Consider the following 23126-nt stretch of genomic DNA (forward strand, 5'->3'; position numbering starts at 1 on the left):
GGATCACCTTCCATTTCGTATTGGGGGGCTCAGGCCTGGAGCTGGATCTCTCCGGTGACGCAGAAGATTGCCCACTGGGCGATGTTCACCGCATGGTCCGCGATGCGCTCCAGATATTTGGCGATGATAATCAGGTCGATGGCCTGGTCAGCCGCCTCCCGGTTCTCCAGGATGAGCTCTACCAGCTCGCTCTTAATGGTACGGAAGAGCTGGTCGATCTCATCGTCCAGGCTGACCACGGCGTTGGCCGCCTCGGTGTCCCGGTTGACATAGGCAAAAATGGCCCGTTTCACCATGACGCCGGCCTTCTGGCTCATGGTGCGGATGTCCGCCAGGGTCTGGGTCTGCTGCTGTTCCTTCAACAGCAGGGAAATCTCGGCGATGTTGGAGCACTGGTCGCCGATGCGCTGCAGGTCGGTGACCATCTTCAGGGCGGCGGAGATGGTGCGCAGGTCCCGGGCCACGGGCTGTTGCTGGAGGAGGAGACGCAGGCAGCGGTTCTCGATATCCCGCTCCATCTCGTCCATGTGTTTGGTCATTTCCACCGCGGATTTGGCGGCGTCGTCGTCGCTGGAGGCCAGAGACTCCACCACCACGTCGATGGCGTCCTCAGCGGCGGCCGCCATGTCGATCATTTCATAATTGAGCTCCTGGAGCTCGGCGTCAAAGGTTTTTCTCATGAGAGCCTCCTGTTAACCGAAGCGGCCGGTGATGTAGTCCTCGGTGCGCTTGTCCTTGGGGACCGAGAAGAGCTGGGTGGTATCGCCGAACTCGATAAGCTGGCCCAGCAGGAAGAAGGCGCATTTGTCGGACACACGGGTGGCCTGCTGCATATTGTGGGTGACGATGACAATGGTATAGTCTTTCTTCAGATCGGCGATCAGGTCCTCGATCTTGGAGGTGGAGATGGGGTCCAGAGCGGAGGTGGCCTCGTCCATCAGCAGGATGTCAGGCTCCACAGCCAGAGCACGGGCAATGCAGATACGCTGCTGCTGGCCGCCGGACAGGCCCAGAGCCGACTTTTTGAGGCGATCCTTCACCTCGTCCCAGATAGCGGCGCCCTGGAGGGACTTCTCCACGATGTCGTCCAGACGGCTCTTATTCTTGATGCCATGGGTGCGGGGGCCGTAGGCGATGTTATCATAGATGGACATGGGGAAGGGGTTGGGCTTCTGGAACACCATGCCGATCTGCTTGCGCAGCCAGGTCACGTCCACCTTGGAGTCGTAGATCTCCTGGCCCCGGTATTGAATGGAGCCGGTGATCTTGATGCCGGGCACCAGGTCGTTCATCCGGTCCAGGGTTTTCAGGAAGGTGGACTTGCCGCAGCCGGAGGGGCCGATGAGGGCGGTGACCTGCTTTTCGGGAATATCCACGCTGACATCCTTCAGGGCCTGGGTCTGGCCGTACCAGAGGTCCAGCCCCTTTACAGACAGAATCGTATTTTCATCCATGGTTGGAACTCCTTATTTTTTCTTTAATTTCTTGCCCACCAGCTTGGCGGTCAGGTTGATGACCAGGGTGAGCAGCATCAGGATGGCGGCGATGGCAAAGGCCACGTCAAACTCGGCCCGCTCCTTGGCATACACATACAGAGCCACGGTGAGAGAAGCACCGGAGGAGTGGATAAACTGGTCGAAGGAGCCGAAGAAGTCGTTGAGCGCCATACCCATACCGGCGGTAAAGAGCAGGGCGGCGGACTCGCCCACAATGCGGCCGATGGACAGGATGCAGCCGGTGACGATGCCGTCCACCGAGGAGGGGAGCACCACCGTGCGGATCATGCGCCACTTGCCGGCGCCCAGGCCCAGAGCGGCCTCACGGTAGGACTGGGGCACGGTCTTGAGGGCCTCCTGAGTGGTACGGACGATGGTGGGCAGGGTCATAATGACCAGGGTGAGGGAGCCGGCCAGCAGGGAGGCCTTCAGCCCAAGGAACTGACAGAAGAAGAGCATACCCACCAGGCCGAAGATGATGGAGGGGATGCCGGTGAGGGTCTCGGTGGCAAACTCCAGAATACCCACCAGCCGGCGGTTGCGGGCGTACTCGGTGAGGTAGATGGCTGCCCCCACGCCCAGAGGCAGGATAAAGATCAGGGTGACAACCACGATATAGACCGTGTTAAGGATGTTGGGCAGGATACCGATGGTGTCCTTGATATAGCTGGTTTCGGTGGTCAGGAACTCCCAGGAGATGTGGGGCAGACCGTTAATAAAAATATAGCCAATGACGAACACCAGCAGCGCGCAGGTGAGGGCGGCGCAGAAGTAAAGCAGGAAACGGAGGGTACGGTCATAGGCCTTCCGCTTTCCGGAAAGAGGTTTCATTTCGATCACAGTATATCACCCCTTCTTCCGTTTGAGAAGCGTGTTGAGGATCACATTGATGAGCATGATAAAGAGGAAGAGCACCAGCGCGATGGAGAACAGGGCCTGACGCTGGAGGCCGGAGGCGTAGGACATTTCGCTGGCCACGGCGGTGGTGAGGAAGCGGACGGAGGAGAAGAGGGAGGGCATATTGGCCACGTTGCCGGCCACCATGATGACGGCCATGGCCTCGCCGATGGCCCGGCCGATGCCCAGCACGATGGAGGCGGCGATACCGCTGGAGGCGGCGGGAACGCTCACCCGGAAGACCGTCTCGATGTGGGTGGCGCCCAGGGCCAGGGAGGCCTCCTCATACTCCTTGGGGACCGCCTTCAGGGCGGTCTCGGACACGGAGATGATGGAGGGCAGGATCATGACGGCCAGCACGATGATGGCACAGAACAGGCTGGCGCCGTCAGGCAGGTTGAACAGCTCCCGGACGGCGGGAACCAGCACCATCATGCCGATGAGGCCGTAGACCACCGAGGGGATGCCTGCCAGCAGGTCCACGGCGGTGCGCACGGCGGAGGCCAGCCTGGGCGGGGCGATCTTGGCGAGAAACACCGCCGTCATAAAGCCCACCGGAACGCCCAGCACAATGGCGCCGGCAGTGCCGTAGATGGAGGTCAGAATAAAGGGAAGGATACCGAAGGAGGGCTCTGCTGCGGTGGAGGCCCACTTGGTCCCGAACAGAAATTCCACCAGCCCGATCTCTTTGATGGCGGGCAGGCCGGAGATGATCAGGTAGATGCTGATGAACAGGACGAAGACGACCGCAATGAAACCGCAGAGGAAGAACAGCAGGTTCATGGTCACTTCCAACGGTCGGAGCTTTTGTTTCATGGTTGATGACCGGCCTTTCGTAAAAGAGTTGTAGTCATAGAGATTGCCCCCTCGTGACCGAGGGGGCAATCAAAACGGCGGATGGATTTACTCGGCCACAGGCACCGCGCCGGCGCCGGCGATCAGATCGGCGGCATCAGCGGAGGTAGCCCAGTCGATGAAGGCCTGAGCCGCGTCGGAGAGCTCGGCGCTGTCGCTGACGATGAAGTTGAAGTTACGCTGAATGGCGTAGGTGCCGTCCAGAACGGTCTCCTCGGTGGGAGCCACACCGCCCACGGTGATGGCCTTCACGGTGTCATCCACAGCGGACAGGGAGGCGTAGCCGATGGCGTCGGGGTTGGAAGCCACGTTGGCGATCACTTCGCCGGTGGAGGTCAGCTCGTTCTGGTACTTGCAGGCGTCCTCGGTGCCGGTGATGGACTCGAAGCCGTCGCGGGTGCCGGAGCCGGCCTCACGGCCGATGAACACGACCTGAGCGTCGTTGCCGCCAACCTCGGACCAGTTGGTGATCTCACCGGTGGCCAGCTGAGCGATCTGCTCCACGCTCAGGTCAGCCACAGGGTTCTCGGGGTTGATGATGATGGCGATGCCGTCCTTGGCCACGGTGATGGCCTTCACGCCGGTCTCATCATCCTTCAGGTCGCGGCTGGCCAGACCGATGTCGGCGGTGCCGTCCTGAGCGGAGGTGATGCCGGCGCCGGAACCGGAACCGGTGTACTGAACCTGGATGCCGGGCTGGACCTCACGGAAGGCCTCGGTCAGGGAGCCCATCACGCTCTCCATGGAGGTGGAGCCGTTGGTGACCACGGTGCCGGTCAGCTCGGTGGTGTTGTCGGGAGTCTCGGACTCAGTCACAGCGGGGCTGTTGGTGTTGCCGGCGGGGCTGTTGGCGCTGCCGGCATCGCCGCCGCCGCAGCCGGCCAGCATACCCACGCACAGAGCGGCGGAAAGCATCAGCGCAAGAGTTCTCTTTTTCATGGTGTTCAATCTCCAATCATGCAATGTATTCTTGGTGTCTTTTGGTGTCTCGGAACAAGCTACAGTATAACGGCCCATTGTAAAGTTGTCCTTCAACGAATTGTAAAGAATGAGTAAAGCTGCTCTCTCCCAGTGATTTCCGGACTTTACATTGTAGGATGTCCCATTTTACAAAAGGAATACCGGCCAATTTGGAGCAGTGGGCAGAAAAAGACAAAACGTGGAAAAATGAACGGGGCAAGGTATTGTATTCTTTCGGGAGGAAAGATATAATAATGATTACTGAATCAGCTTATTCTGTGTCCGTCTGACGATCCAGAACGGACATAAGCAGATCATAAAATAAAAGGAGATACAGAGATGTCTAATATTTGGCATGATATCAGCCCCAGCCGCATCCAGCCTGAGGACTTTGTGGCGGTCATTGAGATTCCCAAGGGCAGCAAGAAGAAGTATGAGCTGGACAAGGAGACTGGTCTCATCATTCTGGACCGGGTGCTCCACACCTCTACCCACTATCCCGCCAACTATGGCTTCATTCCCCGGACCTACGGCGACGACGGCGACCCCCTGGACGTGCTGGTGCTCTGCTCCGAGGCCATGGACCCCCTGACTCTGGTGCGCTGCTATCCGGTGGGCTATATCTCCATGCTGGACGGCGGCAAGAACGACGAAAAAATCATCGCCATCCCCTTCTCCGATCCTACCTATAATACCTATCAGGATCTGATGGATCTGCCCGGCCACATCTTTGATGAGATGGCCCACTTCTTCACGGTCTACAAGGCTCTGGAGGGCAAGGAGGCCGTGGCTGGCGACGTGAACGACCGGCAGGCCGCCATTCAGGTCATCCAGCGGGCCATGGATCACTATGCCGAGTGCTTCCTGGGCGGAGCCGCCCCCCGGGTGGATCACCGGGCTTCGGACCGATAACACCGTTAAGGAAAACTTAATGGATTCTTTTCCCCCATTTCTTTGATTCTGTGTTAAAATGAATCCGTTATATGCCTGGACTGGGCATATGGCCGCATCCAATCGCTGCGATCATTCCAATGAGAGAGGACGGATACCATGGGTCATCCATTTGACTGCCTGGTCATCGGCGCCGGTATGGCGGGTGCCATCTGCGCCCGGGAGCTGGCCGAGCGGGGCGGGAAAAAGGTGCTGGTGCTGGAGCGCCGGGACCATGTGGGCGGCAACGCCTACGACTGCTTTGACCAGGCCGGTGTGCTCATCCACCGGTACGGTCCCCATATCTTTCACACCAACGATAAGCGGGTCTTTGACTATCTGTCCCGCTTCACCCCCTGGCTGAACTATCAGCATCAGGTGGTGGCCAACATTCCGGCGGAAGACGGCCGGATGGAAATGCCGGTGCCCTTCAATCTGGTGTCCATGCGGGCGGCCTTCGGAGCGGAGAAGGCCGACAGCCTGGCCAAGCGGCTCATCGCTGCCTACGGCGCGGAGAAGAAGGTCACCATTCTGGAGCTGCGGCAGAATCCCGATCCCGAGATCGCCGCTCTGGCCGATTATGTGTACGAGCACGTCTTTGTCCACTACACCATGAAGCAGTGGGGACAGCGCCCAGAGGACATCGACCCCAACACCACCGCCCGGGTGCCGGTGTTCCTGTCCGAGGACTGCCGCTACTTCCAGGACACCCATCAGGGGATGCCCAAGGAGGGCTATACCCCCATGTTCGAGCGGATGCTGGACCATCCGGACATCACCGTGGAGCTGAATGTTGACGCCGGGGAACGCCTGACCCTGGCCGACGGAGCGGTGCTGCTGGACGGGGAGCCCTTCGATGGTACGATAATCTATACCGGCGCGGCGGACGAGCTGTTCGGCTGCAAGTACGGCCGGCTGCCCTACCGCACCCTGACCTTCCAGTTTGAGACCTACCCGGTGGATTACTGGCAGAGCCACGGCACGGTGAACTACACCGTGGACCAGGACTATACCCGTATCACCGAGTTCAAGTATCTCACCGGCCAGGATCTGCCCGGAGTGACCACCATTATGAAGGAGTACTCCAGCGCTTACACCGGGGCGGAGGGAGAGATTCCCTACTACGCCATTATCAATGAGACCAACAACGCCCTCTACGCCAAGTACAAGGCGGAGGCCGACCGCTTCCCCCGGTTCCACCTGCTGGGCCGGCTGGCGGAATACAAGTATTACAACATGGACGCCATCGCCGCCCGGGCTCTGGCGCTGTGTGATGATCTGTTGAAGTGAGGAAAGGTACATATGTCAAAGCTCATTACTTTCGCGGTGCCCTGTTACAACTCCGCGGCCTACATGGAGCACTGTGTGGAGACCCTGCTTACCGGCGGGGAGGACGTTGAGATTATCCTGGTGGACGACGGCTCCACCAAGGACGATACCCCCGCCATCTGCGACCGCTACGCTGCCCAGTATCCCAACATCGTCAAGGCCATCCACCAGGAGAACGGCGGCCACGGTGAGGGCGTCAACCAGGGCATCCGAAACGCCACCGGTTTTTATTTCAAGGTGGTGGATTCCGACGACTGGTTGGATGAGGCCGCCCTCCAGAAGGCTCTGGAGAAACTGCGGAAGTTTGCCAAAATGGAGAAGCCGGTGGATATGTTCGTGGCCAACTACGTCTACGAGCACGTGGAGGACAACACCCAGAAGGTGGTCCGGTACACCAATGTGTTCCCCCAGAACAAGATCTTTTCCTGGAGCAAGGTGGGCCGGTTCCGCCCCTCCCAGTTCCTGCTGATGCACAGCGTGATCTACCGCACCCAGCTGTTGCGGGACTGCGGCCTGGAGCTGCCTAAGCACACCTTCTATGTGGACAACATCTTTGTCTACCAGCCTCTGCCCTATGTGAAGCGGATCTATTACATGGACATTGATCTGTACCGCTACTTCATCGGCCGGGCTGACCAGAGCGTCAACGAGCAGGTGATGGTGGGCCGGGTGGACCAGCAGCTGCGGGTCAACAAGATCATGATCGATAGTCACGATCTCCGCAAACTCCACGCTCAGCAGCCCCGACTGGCCCGGTATATGAGCAGCTACCTGTCCATGATGATGACCATCTCCTCCATCTTCCTCATTCTGGACGGCTCTCCTGAGGCCCTGGGCAAAAAGACTGAGCTGTGGGAGTACCTGCGGCATAAGGATGTGGGGCTCTACCACAAGTACAAGTACCGCTCCCTCTCCTTTGTAGGCAATATCCCCGGCTATCAGGGCCGGAAACTGTCGGTGAAGCTGTACCGGCTGGCCCGCAAGATCTATAAGTTCAACTGAGCATAAAAGCAGAACAGGTTTTCCGCCTTGTAATGGAAAAACAATATGGTCAGAGGCGAGAGATGCGATATTAAGCAGAAAATTTAATGCTATAAGAAAAAGAGTGCTGATATTCCATATCAGCACTCTTTTTCTTTCAACCGCCACAGGTTTTCCTGTGGCGCTCAGCCCGGCAGCCCCGCTAGCCAGTTGCAGATGGGAATATAGGCCAGAGGCAGGAAGATGGCGGGGAGCATATTGCCCACCCGCAGCTTCTCCTTGGGCAGACCCAGCATATTGATGCCGATGCCTACGATAATGGTGCCGCCCACGGAACTCATTTCATTGACGATAGCTGGGTCGATCTGCTGGCCTACCAGGCCGAAAATCAAAGTCATGCCGCCTTCATATACCAGAATCGGTAGAGCGGAGAAGGCCACTCCGATGCCCATGGCCGCAGAGAAGGTGATGGCGGTGACGCCGTCCATCACAGACTTGGAGATCAGGATATCATAATTGCCGTTCATACCCGCCTCCATAGCGCCGTTGATGGCCATAGCGCCCACGCAGAAGAGGACGGAGGCGGTGACGAAGCCCTCCACAAAACGGCTGTTTTCATCCTTGCGGAGCAGCTTGCGGTGAAGCAGCTCTCCTACGCCGTCCATCCGGCCCTCAATATTGATTGCCTCACCGATCAGAGTACCGATCACCATACACACAATGACGCACAGAGTGTCCGCCGTGCCGATCATGCCGGTGATGCCGATACCCATGGTGCACAGACCCAGAGCAAAGGTGATGCCTGAGGCAAAGCGGGGGCTGATGCGGTTTTTGAACAGAAGGCCCAGACAGCTGCCCAGCAGGATCAGGACCACATTGATGACGGTGGCGATCATAGGGATTCCTCACTTTTATACTGCAATTCACTAAAATATACGGTTCTATGATAAAACCTTTGCCGTCATTTGTCAAAAGGTTTCTGGATGTATGCCGGACGACCCTGCGGAATAGAGTGGAAGTGGACCATTGAAAGGGGGAGGGCCCATTGAAGCTCGACCGGACATCCATGCTCTACGGCACCCTGCTGCTCACCGGCACCGGCATTGCCGGGCAGTTTTTGGGCTTTGTCTACCGGATCTTACTCTCCCGCCTCATCGGAGCGGAGATCATGGGCCTCTACCAGCTCATTATGCCGGTCTATTCCGTGCTGCTCTCTCTGACGGCGGTGGGGCTGACAGCAGCGGTATCCAACCTGTCTGCCGGATACTACGCCCGGGGGCAGCGGGGAGCGGCGGCCCAGGTGCTCCGCCGGTGCCTGTTGTGCTTCCTGGGACTGTTTGGGGTGCTGGCCACGGTTACTGCCCTGCTGTATGACCCTATTTCGGTGTACTTGCTGGGGGATGCCCGCACCCAGATGGGGCTTTTGCTGCTGCTGCCCTGTATTCTCCTTACCGGTGTGGAGAACCTGCACAAGCACTTTTTCTACGGTACCGGCGCCATCCGGCCCCCGGCGGCGGTGGAGCTGTGCGAGCAGGTCATCCGGGCGGCTGCGGTTCTCGGGCTGCTGGTGCTCTTCCTGCCCCAGAACCCGGAGCGGACCGTGGCTATTATCGTGGTGGGCATGATCGTGTGCGAGCTCTTTTCCTCCATCACGCTGATGCTGCTGGCCCGCCGCAGGCTGGCAGGGGAGAAGCTGGGAGAGCCGGGGGCCTCCCGGCGGATGAACCGGCAGATCCTGGCCATCGCCCTGCCGGTGGGGTTTACCAGTCTGCTGGGCAATCTCATGGGCTCGGCCAACGCCGTGCTCATCCCCCAGCGGCTGGTGGCCGCCGGAGCGGAGGTGAGCCGGGCCATGGAGGAGTTCGGTGTGTTGTGCGGCATGACCATGCCCATGCTCTGCCTGCCCACTGCCTTCATCGGCGCCCTGGGGCTGGTGCTCATGCCCAAGCTGGCCCAGGGGGCAGCTCTGGGCAACACCCCGCTGATCCGGCGGCGGATCGACCGGTCTATGCTGGCCACCTCGGTGCTTATGTTTCCCGCCATGGCTCTGCTGGTGGTAGTAGGCCCTACCCTGGGTCAGCTTCTCTTTCGGGAGGAGGGGGTGGGCCGGTATCTGCTCCCTCTGTCGGTAGGGGTGCTGCTGTCCTGTTGGCAGGCAGTGCTGGGGTGTGCGCTCAACGGCCTGGGCAGACAAAAAGCTGCAGCCCGCAGTTCCATTCTGTCCGGCGGGCTGCAGCTGGGCTGCACCTATCTGTTATTGGGACTCCCCGGTGTGGGGATCGGCGGCTACTGGGTGGGGGTGGTGGCCTCCTCCGCCCTGGGGGTGCTCCTGAACTGGTTCCAGGTGCGGCGAGTTACCGGACTGAAGCTGCGGCTCTTTGACTGGGGGGTAGCTCCCGGCCTGGCGGCCCTGCTGACGGGCCTCACCGGCAACCTGCTCTTTCGGGTGCTGCTGGACAGCGGAGTAGGGGAGTGGACGGCGGTGGGGGCCTGCACCCTCTTCGGTGTGGTGCTCTACCTGGCGGCCCTCCAGGCCCAGGGGGTGCGGCTGCATCGGCTTTTCCGCTTGAGGTAGGTTACAGAACATAGCTGGCCATCAGGATGAGTGCCAGCAGACAGAAAGCGATGACGCCGGGATTTTCAAAGAAGAGCCGCCATTTCATGCCCTCGGAGAAGGGGACCAGGCCGGGTTCCAGTTTGATATCCCGCCAGCTGGTGACCAGAAAGGTCATGCCCACCACGATGGACCCCAGCACCAGCAGGGAGGTCAGCAGTTCTCCGGTCTGGCCCAGCAGCTCCAGCAGGGGTACCAGGCCCACCGAGGTAAAGTTGATCAGGGCGTGGAGCAGGATGGACTGCCACAGGCAGCCGGTCCGGAGCACTACATAGGCAAAGAGGGCCCCCACGGCAAAGGCATAGAACAGCTGATTCAGATTGCCGTGAAACAGGCCAAAGCACAGGGCGGAGGCCAGGATGGCAAATTTATCCCCGTAAGGCCGCAGACGGTTCAGCAGCAAATAGCGGAAGAGATATTCCTCTGACAGGGGCGCAATGACGCAGCCCAGCAGGAGGTTGAGTACCGTAGGGTAGCCAGCCAGACTGTCCACCGGATTGGTGACCGCCTGGCCCCGGAGAATCCCAATCAGTTGGGTGAGAAGCAGGGTGAGCAGATTGGACAAATAGACCAGACCAAGGGTGGTCACCAGGGTTTTGCCCAGGTTCAGCGGCCCCATGGGGCGGCGTGCGGAGGGGCCCGGGGCGGGCACGCCGCGCAGCACCAGGCAGAAGGCGGGCACGCCCGCGCCGTAGGCTGAGCCCACGGAGAGGCACCAGCGGGAAATGGGGTGATTCAGAACGCTGGGGACGATGCCGGCCACCAACAGCTGGACCGCCAGCATGGCGGCCATCTGGGCAAACAGGGCCCATCCCAGCCGGGAGAACCATTGACAGTGGGGGCGCAGCAGTTGGGCCCGGTCCGGTTGATGGAGATCCATTCCGTCACCTCGCACAAAAATAAATCCAAATTGAGCCCAGCCGGGCCGTCAAAGCACGGTCCGAAATTCGCACCTGCTTCAGGCACAAGGGCTTCCGGGCTCCATTATAGCAAGAACGGGTGAAAAGGGCAAGAAATCGGACATATTGACATGGCGCTTTTCTATGATACAATATCTTGTGTTCACGCATGATACTAACTCAGAGGAGAGATACGATATGCCTATTTCTGAAAACGCCAAGGCTGTGCTGGAGCGGCGTTATCTGGCCCGGGATGAGCAGGGGAATCCCACCGAGACGGTGGATGGCTTGTTCCGTCGTGTGGCCAACGCGGTGGCCGAAGGCGACCGCCATTTTGACCCCAAGGCCGATGTGGTGGCCACAGCGGCGGAATTCTATGAGATGATGACCAATCTGGACTTCCTGCCCAACTCCCCCACCCTGATGAACGCCGGCCGCCCTCTGGGACAGCTGTCCGCCTGCTTTGTGCTGCCGGTGGCCGACTCCATGGAGGACATCTTTGACGCCATTAAGAACGCAGCTCTCATCCACAAGAGCGGCGGCGGCACCGGTTTTTCCTTCTCCCGGCTGCGTCCCAAGGGTTCCACCGTCAACTCCACCGGCGGTGTAGCCAGCGGCCCCATCTCCTTTATGAAAGTGTTCAATGCCGCCACCGAGGCGGTGAAGCAGGGCGGCACCCGCCGGGGGGCCAACATGGGCATCCTCCGGGTGGATCACCCCGACATTATGGACTTTATTACCTGCAAGAACGATACCTCCGAGATCACCAACTTCAACATCTCCGTGGGCATCACCGAGGCCTTTATGGAGGCGGTGAGTGCGGACGGGATGTACGATCTGGTGGACCCGGCCACCGGCCGGGTGGTGGGCCAGCTGAAGGCCCGGGAGGTCTTTGACACCATCGTCACCTCTGCCTGGCAGACCGGCGAGCCGGGCATCATCTTCCTGGACCGGCTCAACCGGGACAATGCGGTGCCCAGCCAGGGCGAGATTGAATCCACCAACCCCTGCGGTGAGCAGCCCCTGCTGCCCTATGAGAGCTGCAATCTGGGCTCTATCAACCTGGTCAACCACATCACCAAGACCGTGGCGGGCTGGGTGCTGGACCGGGCCAAGCTGGAAAAGACCATCCGTACCGCCGTCCACTTCCTGGACAACGTCATTGAGGTCAACCAGTACCCCCTGCCCGAGATTGACAAGATGACCCGCTCCACCCGGAAGATCGGCCTGGGCGTCATGGGCTTTGCCGATATGCTCCTCTACATGGGTGTGCCCTACAACAGCGAGGAGGGTGTGGCCCTGGCCCAGGAGATTATGGACACCATCAACACCATCGGCCACCAGGAGAGCGAGAAGCTGGCCGAGAGCCGGGGCGCCTTCCCCCTCTTTGACCAGAGCATCTATAAGGACGGCAAGCCCATCCGCAATGCCACTGTTAGCACCATCGCCCCCACCGGCACCCTGTCCATCATTGCCGGCGTGTCCTCCGGTGTGGAGCCGGTGTTTGCCTATGCATATATCCGCAATGTCATGGACAATACCCACCTCATTGAGACCAACCAGATCCTGAAGGACAAGCTGGTGGAGGCGGGGATCTACTCCGAGACTCTGATGAAGCAGATCGTGGAGCAGGGCTCTCTGGCCCATGTGGACGGTATCCCCGAGGAGATCAAGCGGGTATTCGTGTGCGCCCACGACGTGTCCCCCATCTGGCACGTGAAGATGCAGGCCGCCTTCCAGCAGTACACTGATAATGCCGTCAGCAAGACGGTGAACTTCCCCAACTCCGCCACCAAGGCTGAGGTGGCCGAGGTCTACCGCCTGGCCTATACCTTGGGCTGCAAGGGCACCACCATCTACCGGGACGGCAGCCGCAACGAGCAGGTGCTCAACATCGGCAAGGTCAACGACGGTAAGGAGGCTGCCCCCGCCCCCACCGGCCGGGTATGTGAGGAGTGCCAGGTGCCTCAGGAGGCCTATGGCCACATCCAGCCCCGGCCCCGCCCGGCGGTGACCACCGGCTTCACCGAGAAGGTGCGCATCGGCTGCGGCAACCTGTATATCACTGTAAACTATGATGAGAACGGTATCTGCGAGGTGTTCACCAACACCGGTCGGGCCGGCGGCTGCCCCAGCCAGTCTGAGGCCACCGCCCGGCTGGTCAGCGTGGGTATCCGCTCCGGCATGGACCCCAAGGAGATCATCCAGCAGCTCAAAGGCATCCGCTGCCCCTCCTGCCTGCGTCAGCCCGGTGTGCCGGTGACCTCTTGCCCTGACGCCATTGCCAAGGCTCTGGAGAAGGTGCTCAAGGTGTCCAAGGGCACCCACGAGCCCGCTCCTGCTCCCATCAGTGCGGCAACCAAGGCTGCGGCTCCCATTCCCCGGCCCGGCATGACTCCTGCCGAGGCCAAGCTGGCCAAGTTCTGCCCTGAGTGCGGGGCGAAGCTGGAGCACGAAGGCGGCTGCGTCACCTGCCGTGACTGCGGCTACTCCAAGTGCGGCTAAAACAGAAAAGGGCCTGCTCCGGCAGGCCCTTTTTGCAACAGAGTCCGGATAACCTGGAGCGGGGACAGTCACACTAAGGGATGCGCCGGAAGGCATTTCATTTGAATACAGGAGGCGTCAGCCATGTGTACCAGCCTGACCTTTACCACCGACCACACTTATTTTGGGCGGAACCTGGATCTGGAATACCAGTTTGGCCAGCAGGTGGTCATTACTCCACGTAATTACCCATTTTCCTTTCAAGCCATGCCCACCCTGAAGAAGCACTATGCCATCATCGGCATGGCCACAGTGGCGGAGGACTACCCCCTCTATGCTGAGGGGGTCAACGAGAAGGGCCTCTATATGGCAGGCCTCAACTTCCCGGGTAACGCCTGTTATCCCTGCGGCTCGAAGGACGGTACCCCCGCCGCCCCCTATGAGCTGATCCCCTGGCTGCTGGGCAGCTGCGACAGCGTGGACCAGGCGGAGGAAAAGCTGCGCTCTGTCCGTATTTTGGATACCCCCTTTGCCCCCAATATGCCAAACGCCCCCCTCCATTGGCACCTGGCCGACGGAAAGCGGGCCCTGGTGGCGGAGCCTATGGCCGACGGCCTGAGACTGTTTGAGGACCCGGTGGGGGTGCTTACCAACAACCCAACCTTTGATTTCCACCTGACCAATCTGAACCAGTATATGGGCCTGTCCGCCGCCCAGCCGGAGAACCGCTTCGGAGGAGTGGAACTGCGTCCCTTTGGCCAGGGAATGGGCACGTTGGGCCTGCCGGGAGACTGGTCACCTGCCTCCCGCTTTGTCCGGGCCGCCTTCCTTAAGTGGAACAGCGTCTGCGAGCGGGACGAGATATCCAGTGTCAGCCAGGTCTTTCACATCCTGGACGCGGTGGCCATGCCCCGGGGTGCAGTGCGGACACCGGAGGGGAAGTGGGACCTCACGGATTACTCCTGCTGCATTGACGGCTGGACGGGCACCTATTACTACAAGACCTATGACAACAGTCAGATCACCGCGGTGTCCATGGACGAGGCAAAGCGGGAGGGAGAAACGCTGATCTGCCATCCTCTGGTCACGGAGCAGCAGATCCACTTTGTGCCGTGAGCCCCGCCGGGGCGTTTGCCCCGGCACTTGTACATATTGCATAAATGCGGCGCCTTGCCAACAGGGCGAAAAAAGGGAAAACCGGGCCAAAAACCATGTGGTTTGCCAATTCGGCTGAGAGTTAAGGCGGCTTTCTGAAACCGAGTTGTGCATATTGGCTATAATCATTGATAAAAAAATAACGAATTTCTCTTGCATTTTACTTGCCTGTTGGGCGGCGGTGCGTTATACTTATTAGGTGAGAACTTGTTAAAAATATAACAATTCTAGATAGGTTACAGGACAAGGAGGCAGAACATAATGGGTTTTGTGAAGCTGGAAAAGCAGGGCCACGTTGGCGTGGTCACCATTGACCGGCAGGAGGCGCTGAACGCGCTGAACAGCCAGGTTCTGAGCGATCTGGACGCGGTCATCGATCAGGTGGCTGCCGACGACGAGATCTATGTGATGATCCTCACCGGCGCGGGCCGTTCCTTTGTGGCGGGCGCTGACATCGGCGAGATGAAGAACTTCTCTTCCATCGACGGCAAGAAGTTCGGCGTACACGGCGGCGGTGTGTTCCTGAAGCTGGAGAATATGGCCAAGCCGGTCATTGCCGCCATCAACGGGTTCGCTCTGGGCGGCGGCTGCGAGCTGAGCATGGCCTGCGACATCCGTCTGGCCAGTGAGAAGGCCAAGTTTGGTCAGCCTGAGGTGGGCCTGGGCATCACCCCCGGCTTTGCCGGCACTCAGCGGCTGCCCCGCATCGTGGGCGTTTCCAAGGCTATGGAGCTGATCCTCACCGCCAAGGTCATCAAGGCCGACGAGGCCAAGGCCATCGGCCTGGTCAGCGAGGTCTATCCCGCCGAGGAGCTGATGGCCAAGGCCATGGAGCTGGCCAACGCCATCTGTGCCAACGCTCAGATCGCCGTGCAGGAGTCCAAGCGCTGCATCCGCATGGGTATGCAGACCGACATCGCCACCGGCTCCGCTTTTGAGGCCGAGGCTTTCGGCGTCTGCTGCGGCACTGCCGACAAGGACGAGGGCATGGGCGCCTTCCTGGAGAAGCGCGCTGAGAAGCACTTCCAGAACAAGTAAACTATCCGGAAGTGAGTACTTACCTGGCCCATGGCTGAGTCCCCGGCGCTTGCGCCGTCAAGCGTTTTGGCCTGTGGCCAAAACCTTGAAATCGGCGGAATTCATTTCCGGCGATTTGAGTGAAATCATGGGGATCCCGCACGGTGCGCAGCACCGGGTGGGGCGGGGGCATGGGCGCGTTCCTGGAGAAGCGCGCTGAGAAGCACTTCCAGAACAAGTAAGGAAGTTCGGCGAATTTGATTCAGCAAACCAACTACATACATTATAGTATTTGAAAAGAGGTTTTCTGCTATGAAAAAGATTGTTGTCATCGGCGGCGGCACCATGGGTCTGGACATTGCCCAGGTTTTTGCCAAGAAGGATTTTGACGTTGTTGTCCGCGACATCAACGACGACATCATCAAGGCTTCCGAGGCCCGCCTGAACAAGAGCCTGGACAAGCTGGTGGCCAAGGGCAAGATGGACGAGGCCAAGAAGGCCGACATCCTGGCTCACATGACCTTCACCACCGATCTGAAGGCTGCTGCCGATGCTGACCTGGTTGTTGAGGCCGCTATCGAGAACCTGGACATCAAGAAGAGCATCTTTGCCGAGCTGGACAGCATCTGCAAGCCCGAGACCATCCTGGCCTCCAACACCTCTTCCATCTCCATCACCGCCATCGCCGCTGCTACCAAGCGCGCCGACAAGTTCATCGGTATGCACTTCTTCAACCCCGCTACCGTCATGAAGCTGGTTGAGGTCATCCGCGGCGCTCACAGCTCCGACGAGACCTTCAACACCATCCGCGACCTGTCCGTTGAGATCGGCAAGGAGCCCGTCGAGGTCAACGAGGCCCCCGGCTTCGTGGTCAACAAGATCCTGATCCCCATGATCAACGAGGGCATCGACCTGGTGTACACCGGTGTTGCTTCCGTTGAGGGCGTTGACACCGCTATGAAGCTGGGCGCCAACCACCCCATGGGCCCCCTGGCCCTGGGCGATCTGGTGGGCCTGGACGTGTGCCTGGCCATCATGGACACCCTGTACAACGAGACCCACGATCCCAAGTACCGCGCCTCCCTGCTGCTGCGGAAGATGGTCCGCGCCGGCAAGCTGGGCCGCAAGACTGGCATCGGCTTCTACGACTACACCAAGAAGTAAGAAGCTCATTCATACTGCGCAAAACGACGGGCGGGAGCCCAAAACACTCCCGCCCGCCGTTGTGAAATACATATCTAGGAGGAAGGCAACAAATGGATCTGCACCTTTCCAAAGAGCAGGAAATGCTCCGCAAGATGTACCGTGACTTTGCCGAAAACGAAGTCAAGCCCCTGGCTGAGTGGGTGGACGAGAACGAGGCGTTCCCCGAGGAGACCGTCAAGAAGATGGCCAAGCTGGGCATGATGGGCATCTATTTCCCCAAGGAGTATGGCGGCGCCGGCGCGGACGTTCTGTCCTACGTCATGGCCGTCGAGGAGATGAGCAAGGTCTGTGGTACCACCGGCGTTATCATTTCCGCCCACACCTCTCTGTGCTGCGCTCCCATCTATGAGAACGGCACCGAGGAGCAGAAGATGAAGTATCTGCCCAAGCTGTGCTCCGGCGAGTGGATCGGCGCCTTCGGCCTGACCGAGCCCGGCGCCGGCACCGACGCCCAGGGCCAGCAGACCACCGCCGTGAAGGACGAGAACGGCAACTGGGTGCTCAACGGTTCCAAGATCTTCATCACCAACGCCGGCTACGCCAACGTGTTTGTGATTTTCGCCATCACCGGCATCACCACCGACAAGCGCGGCCGCAAGAAGAAGGAAATCTCCGCCTTCATCGTGGAGCGCACCGATCCCGGCTTCTCCGTGGGCAAGCACGAGAAGAAGATGGGCATCAAGGGCTCCTCCACCTGCGAGCTGATTATGGAAGATTGCACCATTCCCGCCGACCGTCTCCTGGGCAAGCAGGGGAAGGGCTTCGGCATCGCCATGAAGACCCTGGACGGCGGCCGTATCGGCATCGCCTCCCAGGCGCTGGGCCTGGCTGAGGGCGCTATTGAGGAGACCATCAAGTACACCAAGGAGCGCGTTCAGTTCGGTAAGCGTATCTCCCAGTTCCAGAACACTCAGTTCCAGCTTGCTGATATGCACGCCAAGACTGAGGCTGCCAAGTGGCTGGTTTACTCCGCCGCTATGAAGAAGCAGAACCATGAGCCCTACACCATGGACGCTGCCATGGCTAAGCTGTTTGCTGCTGAGACCGCCAGCGACGTGACCCGCCGCTGCGTGCAGCTGTTCGGCGGCTACGGCTACACCCGTGAGTACCCCGTGGAGCGCATGATGCGCGACGCCAAGATCACTGAGATCTACGAGGGCACCAGCGAGGTCCAGCGCATGGTCATTTCTGCCAACCTGGGCGTGAACTAAAGGAACTGGAGGGAAGTTACGATATGAAAGCAATCGTTTGTGTCAAGCAGGTCCCGGATACCTCCGGTGTGGTGGCGGTGAAGGAAGACGGCACCATGGACCGTGCCGCCATGGCTACCATCACCAACCACGACGACCTGGCTGCTGTCGAGGCCGCTCTGCGGATCAAGGACGCCACCGGCTGCAAGGTGGTTGTGGTTTCCATGGGCCCCCCGCCCGCCGAGGGTATGCTCCGCGAGCTGCTGGCCATGGGCTGCGACGAGGCCGTTCTGGTCTCCGCCCGTGAGTTCGGTGGTTCCGATACTTACGCCACTTCTCAGATCCTGGCTGCTGCCATCAAGAAGATCGGCGTGGACGACGACGACATCGTGTTCTGCGGCCGTCAGGCCATCGACGGCGATACCGCCCAGGTCGGTCCCCAGATCGCTGAGAAGCTGGGTATGCCCCAGGTCTCCTATGTGGCCGAGATCAACGTGGACGGCAAGGCTGTCACCGTGAAGCGTCTGCTGGAGGACGGCTACATGACCATCAAGGTCCAGACCCCCTGCCTGCTGACCTGCGTGAAGGAGCTCAACGACGCCCGTTACATGAGCGTCGGCGGCATCATGGAGTGCTACCAGAAGCCTCTGGAAGTCTACAACTATGAGACTCTGAAGGACGATCCCCTGATTGATGTTACTACCATCGGCCTGAAGGGCTCTCCCACGAATGTGTACAAGTCCTTCTCTCCCCCGGTGAAGGGCGCCGGTATGATGATGGAGGGCGCCGACAAGGCGACTGTCGAGAAGCTGGTCTCCATCCTCAACGACAAGCACATTATCTAATCGAAAGGAGAGCAATAGAATGGCTTTCAATAGTAGCGATACCGCCGCCTTCAAGGGCGTATGGGTTTTCTGTGAGCAGCGCGAGGGCGTTATCATGTCCACCAGCTACCAGCTCCTCTCCGAGGGCCGTAAGCTGGCCAATGACCTGGGCGTTGAGCTGTGCGGCGTGGTTCTGGGCAAGGACATCAAGGAAGAGTACCTGAAGGCTCTGGGCGGCTACGGCGCCGACAAGGTGTACTACTGCAACCACGAGCTGCTGGACGTTTACACCACCGACGCCTACACCAAGGTCATCTGCGACCTGGTGGAGGACAAGAAGCCCGAGATCTTCCTCATCGGCGCCACCAACATCGGTCGTGACCTGGGCCCCCGCTGCGCTGCCCGGCTGCACACCGGTCTGACCGCCGACTGTACCCACCTGGATGTGGACGTGGCCAAGTACAAGGAGTTCCTGAAGACCACCTCCACCATTGACGTGGACAACACCGTGTTCGAGGAGAACACCAACCTGAAGATGACCCGTCCCGCCTTCGGCGGTCACCTGATGGCCACCATCATCTGCCCCCGCTTCCGTCCCCAGATGTCCACCGTCCGTCCCGGCGTGATGCAGACCCAGCCCTACGACGAGGCCGGTGCTGCCAAGACCGTCATCGAGAACGTGGACGTCAAGCTGGACAAGTCCGACATCCATGTTGAGGTGCTGGAGGTCAAGAAGGCCGCCAAGAAGCTGGTGGACCTGATCGGCGCCGACGTTGTGGTCTCCGTGGGCCGCGGCATCTCCAAGGACGTGGAGGGCGGCATCAAGCTGGCCGAGGAGCTGGCTGGCGTCCTGGGCGGCGTCGTGGGTTCCTCCCGTGCCTGCGTGGATGCCGGCTGGATCACTGCCGACCATCAGGTGGGCCAGACCGGCAAGACCGTTCATCCCCGCATCTATGTTGCCCTGGGTATCTCCGGCGCCATCCAGCACCTGGCTGGTATGCAGGACTCCGAGTGCATCATTGCGGTGAACAAGAACGAGTCCGCCCCCATCTTCGACGTGGCTTCCTACGGCATCGTGGGCGACCTGTACAAGGTCACTCCCATGCTCATCGAGGCCATCCGGGCTGCCAAGGCTGCCAAGTAAGATCCCTTACATCAAAAATCACCGGCTGGATTCCAGCCGGTGATTTTTTCTGCCCGGAATGATTGCGCAGCAGGACGGAATGGGATATACTGATAAGCCGTAAGGAGGTGAGGAGAATGCTGGAACGCCATCCCAACAGCGTGCTGCTGCTGGGCGTGCTGGGCATTTCCATCTCCGCCATCCTGGTGCGATACTCCCAGGCCCCTTCGGTGATCACCGCAGTCTACCGCCTGGGCTGGACGGTACTGCTGTTGCTGCCGGCGGTACTCACCAAGTTCCGGCAGGAGCTCAAGCGGGTGCGGGGGAGAGATGTACTGCTGTGTACGCTCAGCGGAATCTGTCTGGCCCTCCACTTCCTCACCTGGTTTGAATCCCTGAAATGGACCGGTGTGGCGGTATCCACCGTGCTGGTGAGTACGGAAGTGATCTTCACCGCCCTGGGCTTTGCGCTCTTTCTGAAAGGTAAGATCCCGCCCCTGGGAGTGGCCGCCATCCTGCTGGCCTTCGGCGGCAGCGCAATACTGGCCCTGGCGGGAGGCGGACAGGGCAGCGAGTGGTATGGAAATATCCTGGCATTGTTAGCGGCTTTCTTTGTCGCTCTGTATACTTTGATTGGAAGAATACAGAGAGGATACCTTTCTACCACAGTATATACCTTTTTGACCTATCTGGCCTGCTTTCTGACCCTGCTGGTCATGGCGCTGGCCAGCGGCACCCCCCTGGTGGGCTATGGGGGACGAGAGTGGCTCATCGGTCTGGGTCTGGCGGTGCTGTGTACCCTGATGGGACACAGCCTGTTCAGCTGGTGCCTGAAATATCTGTCCCCTGCCTATGTGTCGGCTGCTAAGCTGTGCGAGCCGGTGTTCTCCGGGGTGCTGGCCGTCCCCCTGTTTGGAGAGATTCCCGCCCCTATGCAGCTGCTGGGCGCAGGAATTATCCTGGGAGCGGTGCTCCTCTATACCTGGGCGGAGCGGAAGGAAACCTAATCCTCTATGGCGATTTATGACGAAAGAATACGAACGGTAAAACTTTACAATTTATGGTAAAGATGTATAATTGAGTCATAGAATCGTACAAAGGGGGAGAACGCCATGCGAGAGCTGCTGCTGGAGAGTCCGGAGGGCTGCGGTTACCGCTATGCCATCCTGGTGGATGAGATGGCAGTAGGAGGGCTGTGCTGCGAGAGCTACGGCATCAAGGTGACCGGCCCGGATGGGGACAGTCAGGCGGTGCCCAATATCACGGTGAGCGTCGGGCGTATTGATGAGTTGGCCGAGCTGGTCCGGCGCAATCAGGTGTCGCCGGTGACGCTGCGGGATGTGGTGGAGGACTGGCTGTAAGAAAAATGGATAATGATGCAGATCAATGTAACGCTTTGCATTGACAGAGCCAGTAAAATCGGCTATGATATTGTCTGCTGAATCAACTGCTTTGCGCTCCGCTTGGGCAGACGTTCGAGAGGAAAAAAGACAAAAAACTGCTGTTTAGGCGGCAAAGTAGTTTGTTTCCCGCGGTGAGGGCCGCGGGAATTCTCTTTGTGGAGGACCTTTCCTCCCGGGAAAACAGCGGGGCTGAGGCCGGATATTGAACGGAATCGGCTCAGAAGGCCGCCGTCAGGCGGCCAAGCCAAGGAGGAAAAATCGTGAAAGAGAGAGAGACCTTTGCGTCCCGGCTGGGCTTTGTGCTCATCTCTGCCGGGTGCGCCATCGGCCTGGGCAACGTCTGGCGTTTCCCCTACATCGTGGGGCAGTACGGCGGCGCCGCCTTTGTGCTGATCTATCTGGTATTTCTGGTGGCCATGGGCCTGCCTATCATGGCAATGGAGTTTGCCGTGGGCCGGGCCAGCCGGAAAAGCATCATTGTGTCCTTCCAGGAACTGGAGCCCAAGGGCACCAAGTGGCACTGGTACGGCTGGTTTGGTATGGCGGGCAACTACCTGCTGATGATGTTCTATACCACCATTGCCGGCTGGCTGCTGATGTATTTCTTCAAGATCGCTGCCGGTCAATTTGAGGGACTGGACAAGTCTGGTGTGGAGCAGAGCTTCGGTACCATGATGTCTCAGCCTGGAATCCAGCTGCTCTTCATGGCCATTGTGGTGGTTCTCGGTATGGTGATCTGCAGCCGGGGCCTGCGCAATGGCGTGGAGAAGGCCAATAAGTTTATGATGCTCTGCCTGCTCTGCCTGCTGGTGATCCTGGCCATCCGGGCCATCACCCTGCCCGGGGCCATCAAGGGCCTGGAGTTCTATCTGGTGCCTAATTTCGACAACCTGATGTACGATGCCAACGGCAACTTCCGGCTGGGCGAGGCCATCTACGCCGCCATGGGACAGGCCTTCTTTACCCTGAGCCTGGGCATCGGCGCCATGGCCATCTTCGGCAGCTACATCGGCAAGGACCGCCGCCTCTTCGGCGAGACCATCAGCGTGGGTATCCTGGACACCTGCGTGGCCTTTGTGTCCGGCCTGATTATCTTTCCCTCTGCCTTCGCCTTCGGTGTCAATCCCGACGCCGGTTCCAACCTGATCTTCATCACCCTGCCCAATGTGTTCAACGCCATGCCCGGCGGACGGCTGTGGGGCGCGCTGTTCTTCGTGTTCCTGTTCTTTGCCGCCCTGTCCACCATCACCGCCGTGTTTGAGAACATCCTGGCCTGCTGGATGGACAAGTGGGGGGTGTCCCGTGGTAAGGCGGTGGCCATCAACCTGGTGCTTATCTTCCTGCTCAGCCTGCCCTGCCTGCTGGGCAACAACATCTGGAGCGGTATCAAGATCCTGGGCATGGGCGTCATGGACTTTGAGGACTTCCTGGTGAGCAACAACCTGCTGCCCCTGGGTTCCGTGATCTATCTGCTGTTCTGCTGCCTGTCCAAGAAGATTGCCTGGGGCTTCGACGGCTTCCTGGCCGAGGCCGACCAGGGCAAGGGCGTGCGCTTCCCCGCCAAGCTGCGGATGTATTTCACCGTGGTGGTGCCCATCATCGTACTGATCATCTTTGTCATGGGCTACATTGAGAAATTCGCATAGTCAAAACCTCCGGCTAAGCCGGAGGCTTGAGTAGGCCCTATAAGGGCCTGATACGGACGAAGCCCCTTAAGGGGCCCCGAAAGGTTTGCCGACTGCATTTCTTTCTCGGGCTACCCC

21 protein-coding genes are annotated in these 23126 nt (G+C 59.6%); 14 read left to right on the forward strand and 7 right to left on the reverse strand.

The annotated features are described in order from the left end of the window. Positions 1–29: 29 nt before the first annotated feature. The 5 genes from phoU to B5F94_RS06965 form a co-directional block, all read right to left on the reverse strand. Complete coding sequence (phoU, locus tag B5F94_RS06945; RefSeq protein WP_087328930.1) at positions 30–680, reverse strand: phosphate signaling complex protein PhoU; 651 nt, start codon at positions 678–680, stop codon at positions 30–32. Positions 681–692: 12 nt separating this feature from the next. Continuing rightward, positions 693–1454: a phosphate ABC transporter ATP-binding protein PstB gene (gene pstB / locus B5F94_RS06950; RefSeq protein WP_087187821.1), complete on the reverse strand. Its 762-nt coding sequence runs from the start codon at positions 1452–1454 to the stop codon at positions 693–695. Positions 1455–1466: 12 nt separating this feature from the next. Further along, positions 1467–2333 (reverse strand): phosphate ABC transporter permease PstA, encoded by an 867-nt coding sequence (gene pstA, locus B5F94_RS06955; RefSeq protein ID WP_087328962.1) that lies wholly within the window; start codon positions 2331–2333, stop codon positions 1467–1469. Between the two features lie 9 nt (positions 2334–2342). Then, a complete protein-coding gene (pstC, locus tag B5F94_RS06960; RefSeq protein ID WP_087328932.1) occupies positions 2343–3209 on the reverse strand; it encodes a phosphate ABC transporter permease subunit PstC in 867 nt (288 codons plus the stop codon). Positions 3210–3296: 87 nt separating this feature from the next. Further along, on the reverse strand, positions 3297–4187 hold the full coding sequence (locus B5F94_RS06965) for a phosphate ABC transporter substrate-binding protein (protein ID WP_087328934.1): 891 nt from the start codon (positions 4185–4187) through the stop codon (positions 3297–3299). 360 nt (positions 4188–4547) lie between these two features. Between B5F94_RS06965 and B5F94_RS06970 the strand changes: the two genes are divergently transcribed. From B5F94_RS06970 to B5F94_RS06980, 3 genes are all read left to right on the forward strand, one after another. Continuing rightward, complete coding sequence (locus tag B5F94_RS06970; RefSeq protein WP_087187824.1) at positions 4548–5120, forward strand: inorganic diphosphatase; 573 nt, start codon at positions 4548–4550, stop codon at positions 5118–5120. Positions 5121–5258: 138 nt separating this feature from the next. Continuing rightward, entirely contained in the window at positions 5259–6428 is a 1170-nt protein-coding gene (glf, locus tag B5F94_RS06975) for a UDP-galactopyranose mutase (RefSeq protein ID WP_087328936.1), read from the forward strand. A 12-nt stretch (positions 6429–6440) separates the two neighbouring features. Further along, positions 6441–7469, forward strand: a complete 1029-nt coding sequence (locus tag B5F94_RS06980) for a glycosyltransferase family 2 protein (protein WP_087187826.1) — start codon at positions 6441–6443, stop codon at positions 7467–7469. Positions 7470–7633: 164 nt separating this feature from the next. Here B5F94_RS06980 and B5F94_RS06985 read toward each other — a convergent pair whose 3' ends face one another. Beyond that, positions 7634–8344 (reverse strand): DUF554 domain-containing protein, encoded by a 711-nt coding sequence (locus tag B5F94_RS06985; protein WP_087328938.1) that lies wholly within the window; start codon positions 8342–8344, stop codon positions 7634–7636. A 149-nt stretch (positions 8345–8493) separates the two neighbouring features. Between B5F94_RS06985 and B5F94_RS06990 the strand changes: the two genes are divergently transcribed. Continuing rightward, positions 8494–10023, forward strand: coding sequence for a putative polysaccharide biosynthesis protein (locus B5F94_RS06990; protein ID WP_242965619.1), 1530 nt, complete (start codon positions 8494–8496; stop codon positions 10021–10023). Between the two features lies 1 nt (position 10024). On the opposite strand, the gene B5F94_RS06995 is transcribed toward B5F94_RS06990, so the two are convergent. After that, positions 10025–10942, reverse strand: a complete 918-nt coding sequence (locus B5F94_RS06995) for a CPBP family intramembrane glutamic endopeptidase (protein ID WP_087328940.1) — start codon at positions 10940–10942, stop codon at positions 10025–10027. A gap of 163 nt (positions 10943–11105) precedes the next feature. Here B5F94_RS06995 and B5F94_RS07000 point away from each other — a divergent pair, with 163 nt between their 5' ends. From B5F94_RS07000 to B5F94_RS07045, 10 genes are all read left to right on the forward strand, one after another. Continuing rightward, complete coding sequence (locus B5F94_RS07000; RefSeq protein ID WP_275533181.1) at positions 11106–13466, forward strand: vitamin B12-dependent ribonucleotide reductase; 2361 nt, start codon at positions 11106–11108, stop codon at positions 13464–13466. A 123-nt stretch (positions 13467–13589) separates the two neighbouring features. After that, positions 13590–14561, forward strand: coding sequence for a choloylglycine hydrolase (gene bsh / locus B5F94_RS07005; RefSeq protein WP_087328944.1), 972 nt, complete (start codon positions 13590–13592; stop codon positions 14559–14561). A 300-nt stretch (positions 14562–14861) separates the two neighbouring features. After that, positions 14862–15638 (forward strand): enoyl-CoA hydratase-related protein, encoded by a 777-nt coding sequence (locus B5F94_RS07010; protein ID WP_087328946.1) that lies wholly within the window; start codon positions 14862–14864, stop codon positions 15636–15638. Between the two features lie 291 nt (positions 15639–15929). Then, entirely contained in the window at positions 15930–16781 is an 852-nt protein-coding gene (locus tag B5F94_RS07015; protein WP_087328948.1) for a 3-hydroxybutyryl-CoA dehydrogenase, read from the forward strand. Between the two features lie 92 nt (positions 16782–16873). Further along, positions 16874–18034 (forward strand): acyl-CoA dehydrogenase, encoded by a 1161-nt coding sequence (locus B5F94_RS07020; protein ID WP_087328950.1) that lies wholly within the window; start codon positions 16874–16876, stop codon positions 18032–18034. Between the two features lie 23 nt (positions 18035–18057). Beyond that, the gene (gene acrB, locus B5F94_RS07025; protein ID WP_087187835.1) at positions 18058–18858 is read left to right on the forward strand and encodes an acryloyl-CoA reductase electron transfer subunit gamma; all 801 of its coding nucleotides are present in this window, start codon (positions 18058–18060) and stop codon (positions 18856–18858) included. A gap of 19 nt (positions 18859–18877) precedes the next feature. Next, positions 18878–19981: an acryloyl-CoA reductase electron transfer subunit beta gene (gene acrA, locus B5F94_RS07030; RefSeq protein ID WP_087328952.1), complete on the forward strand. Its 1104-nt coding sequence runs from the start codon at positions 18878–18880 to the stop codon at positions 19979–19981. Positions 19982–20097: 116 nt separating this feature from the next. Further along, entirely contained in the window at positions 20098–20967 is an 870-nt protein-coding gene (locus B5F94_RS07035) for a DMT family transporter (protein ID WP_204247472.1), read from the forward strand. A 105-nt stretch (positions 20968–21072) separates the two neighbouring features. Beyond that, positions 21073–21321 carry a DUF6514 family protein gene (locus B5F94_RS07040; protein ID WP_087328954.1) on the forward strand — a complete coding sequence of 83 codons (249 nt, stop codon included), beginning with the start codon at positions 21073–21075 and terminating at the stop codon, positions 21319–21321. Positions 21322–21623: 302 nt separating this feature from the next. After that, complete coding sequence (locus B5F94_RS07045) at positions 21624–23009, forward strand: sodium-dependent transporter (RefSeq protein ID WP_087328956.1); 1386 nt, start codon at positions 21624–21626, stop codon at positions 23007–23009. The last annotated feature ends 117 nt before the right edge of the window (positions 23010–23126 follow it).

The sequence above is a fragment of the Flavonifractor sp. An4 genome, from assembly GCF_002161755.1.
Lineage (GTDB): Bacteria > Bacillota > Clostridia > Oscillospirales > Oscillospiraceae > Flavonifractor > Flavonifractor avicola.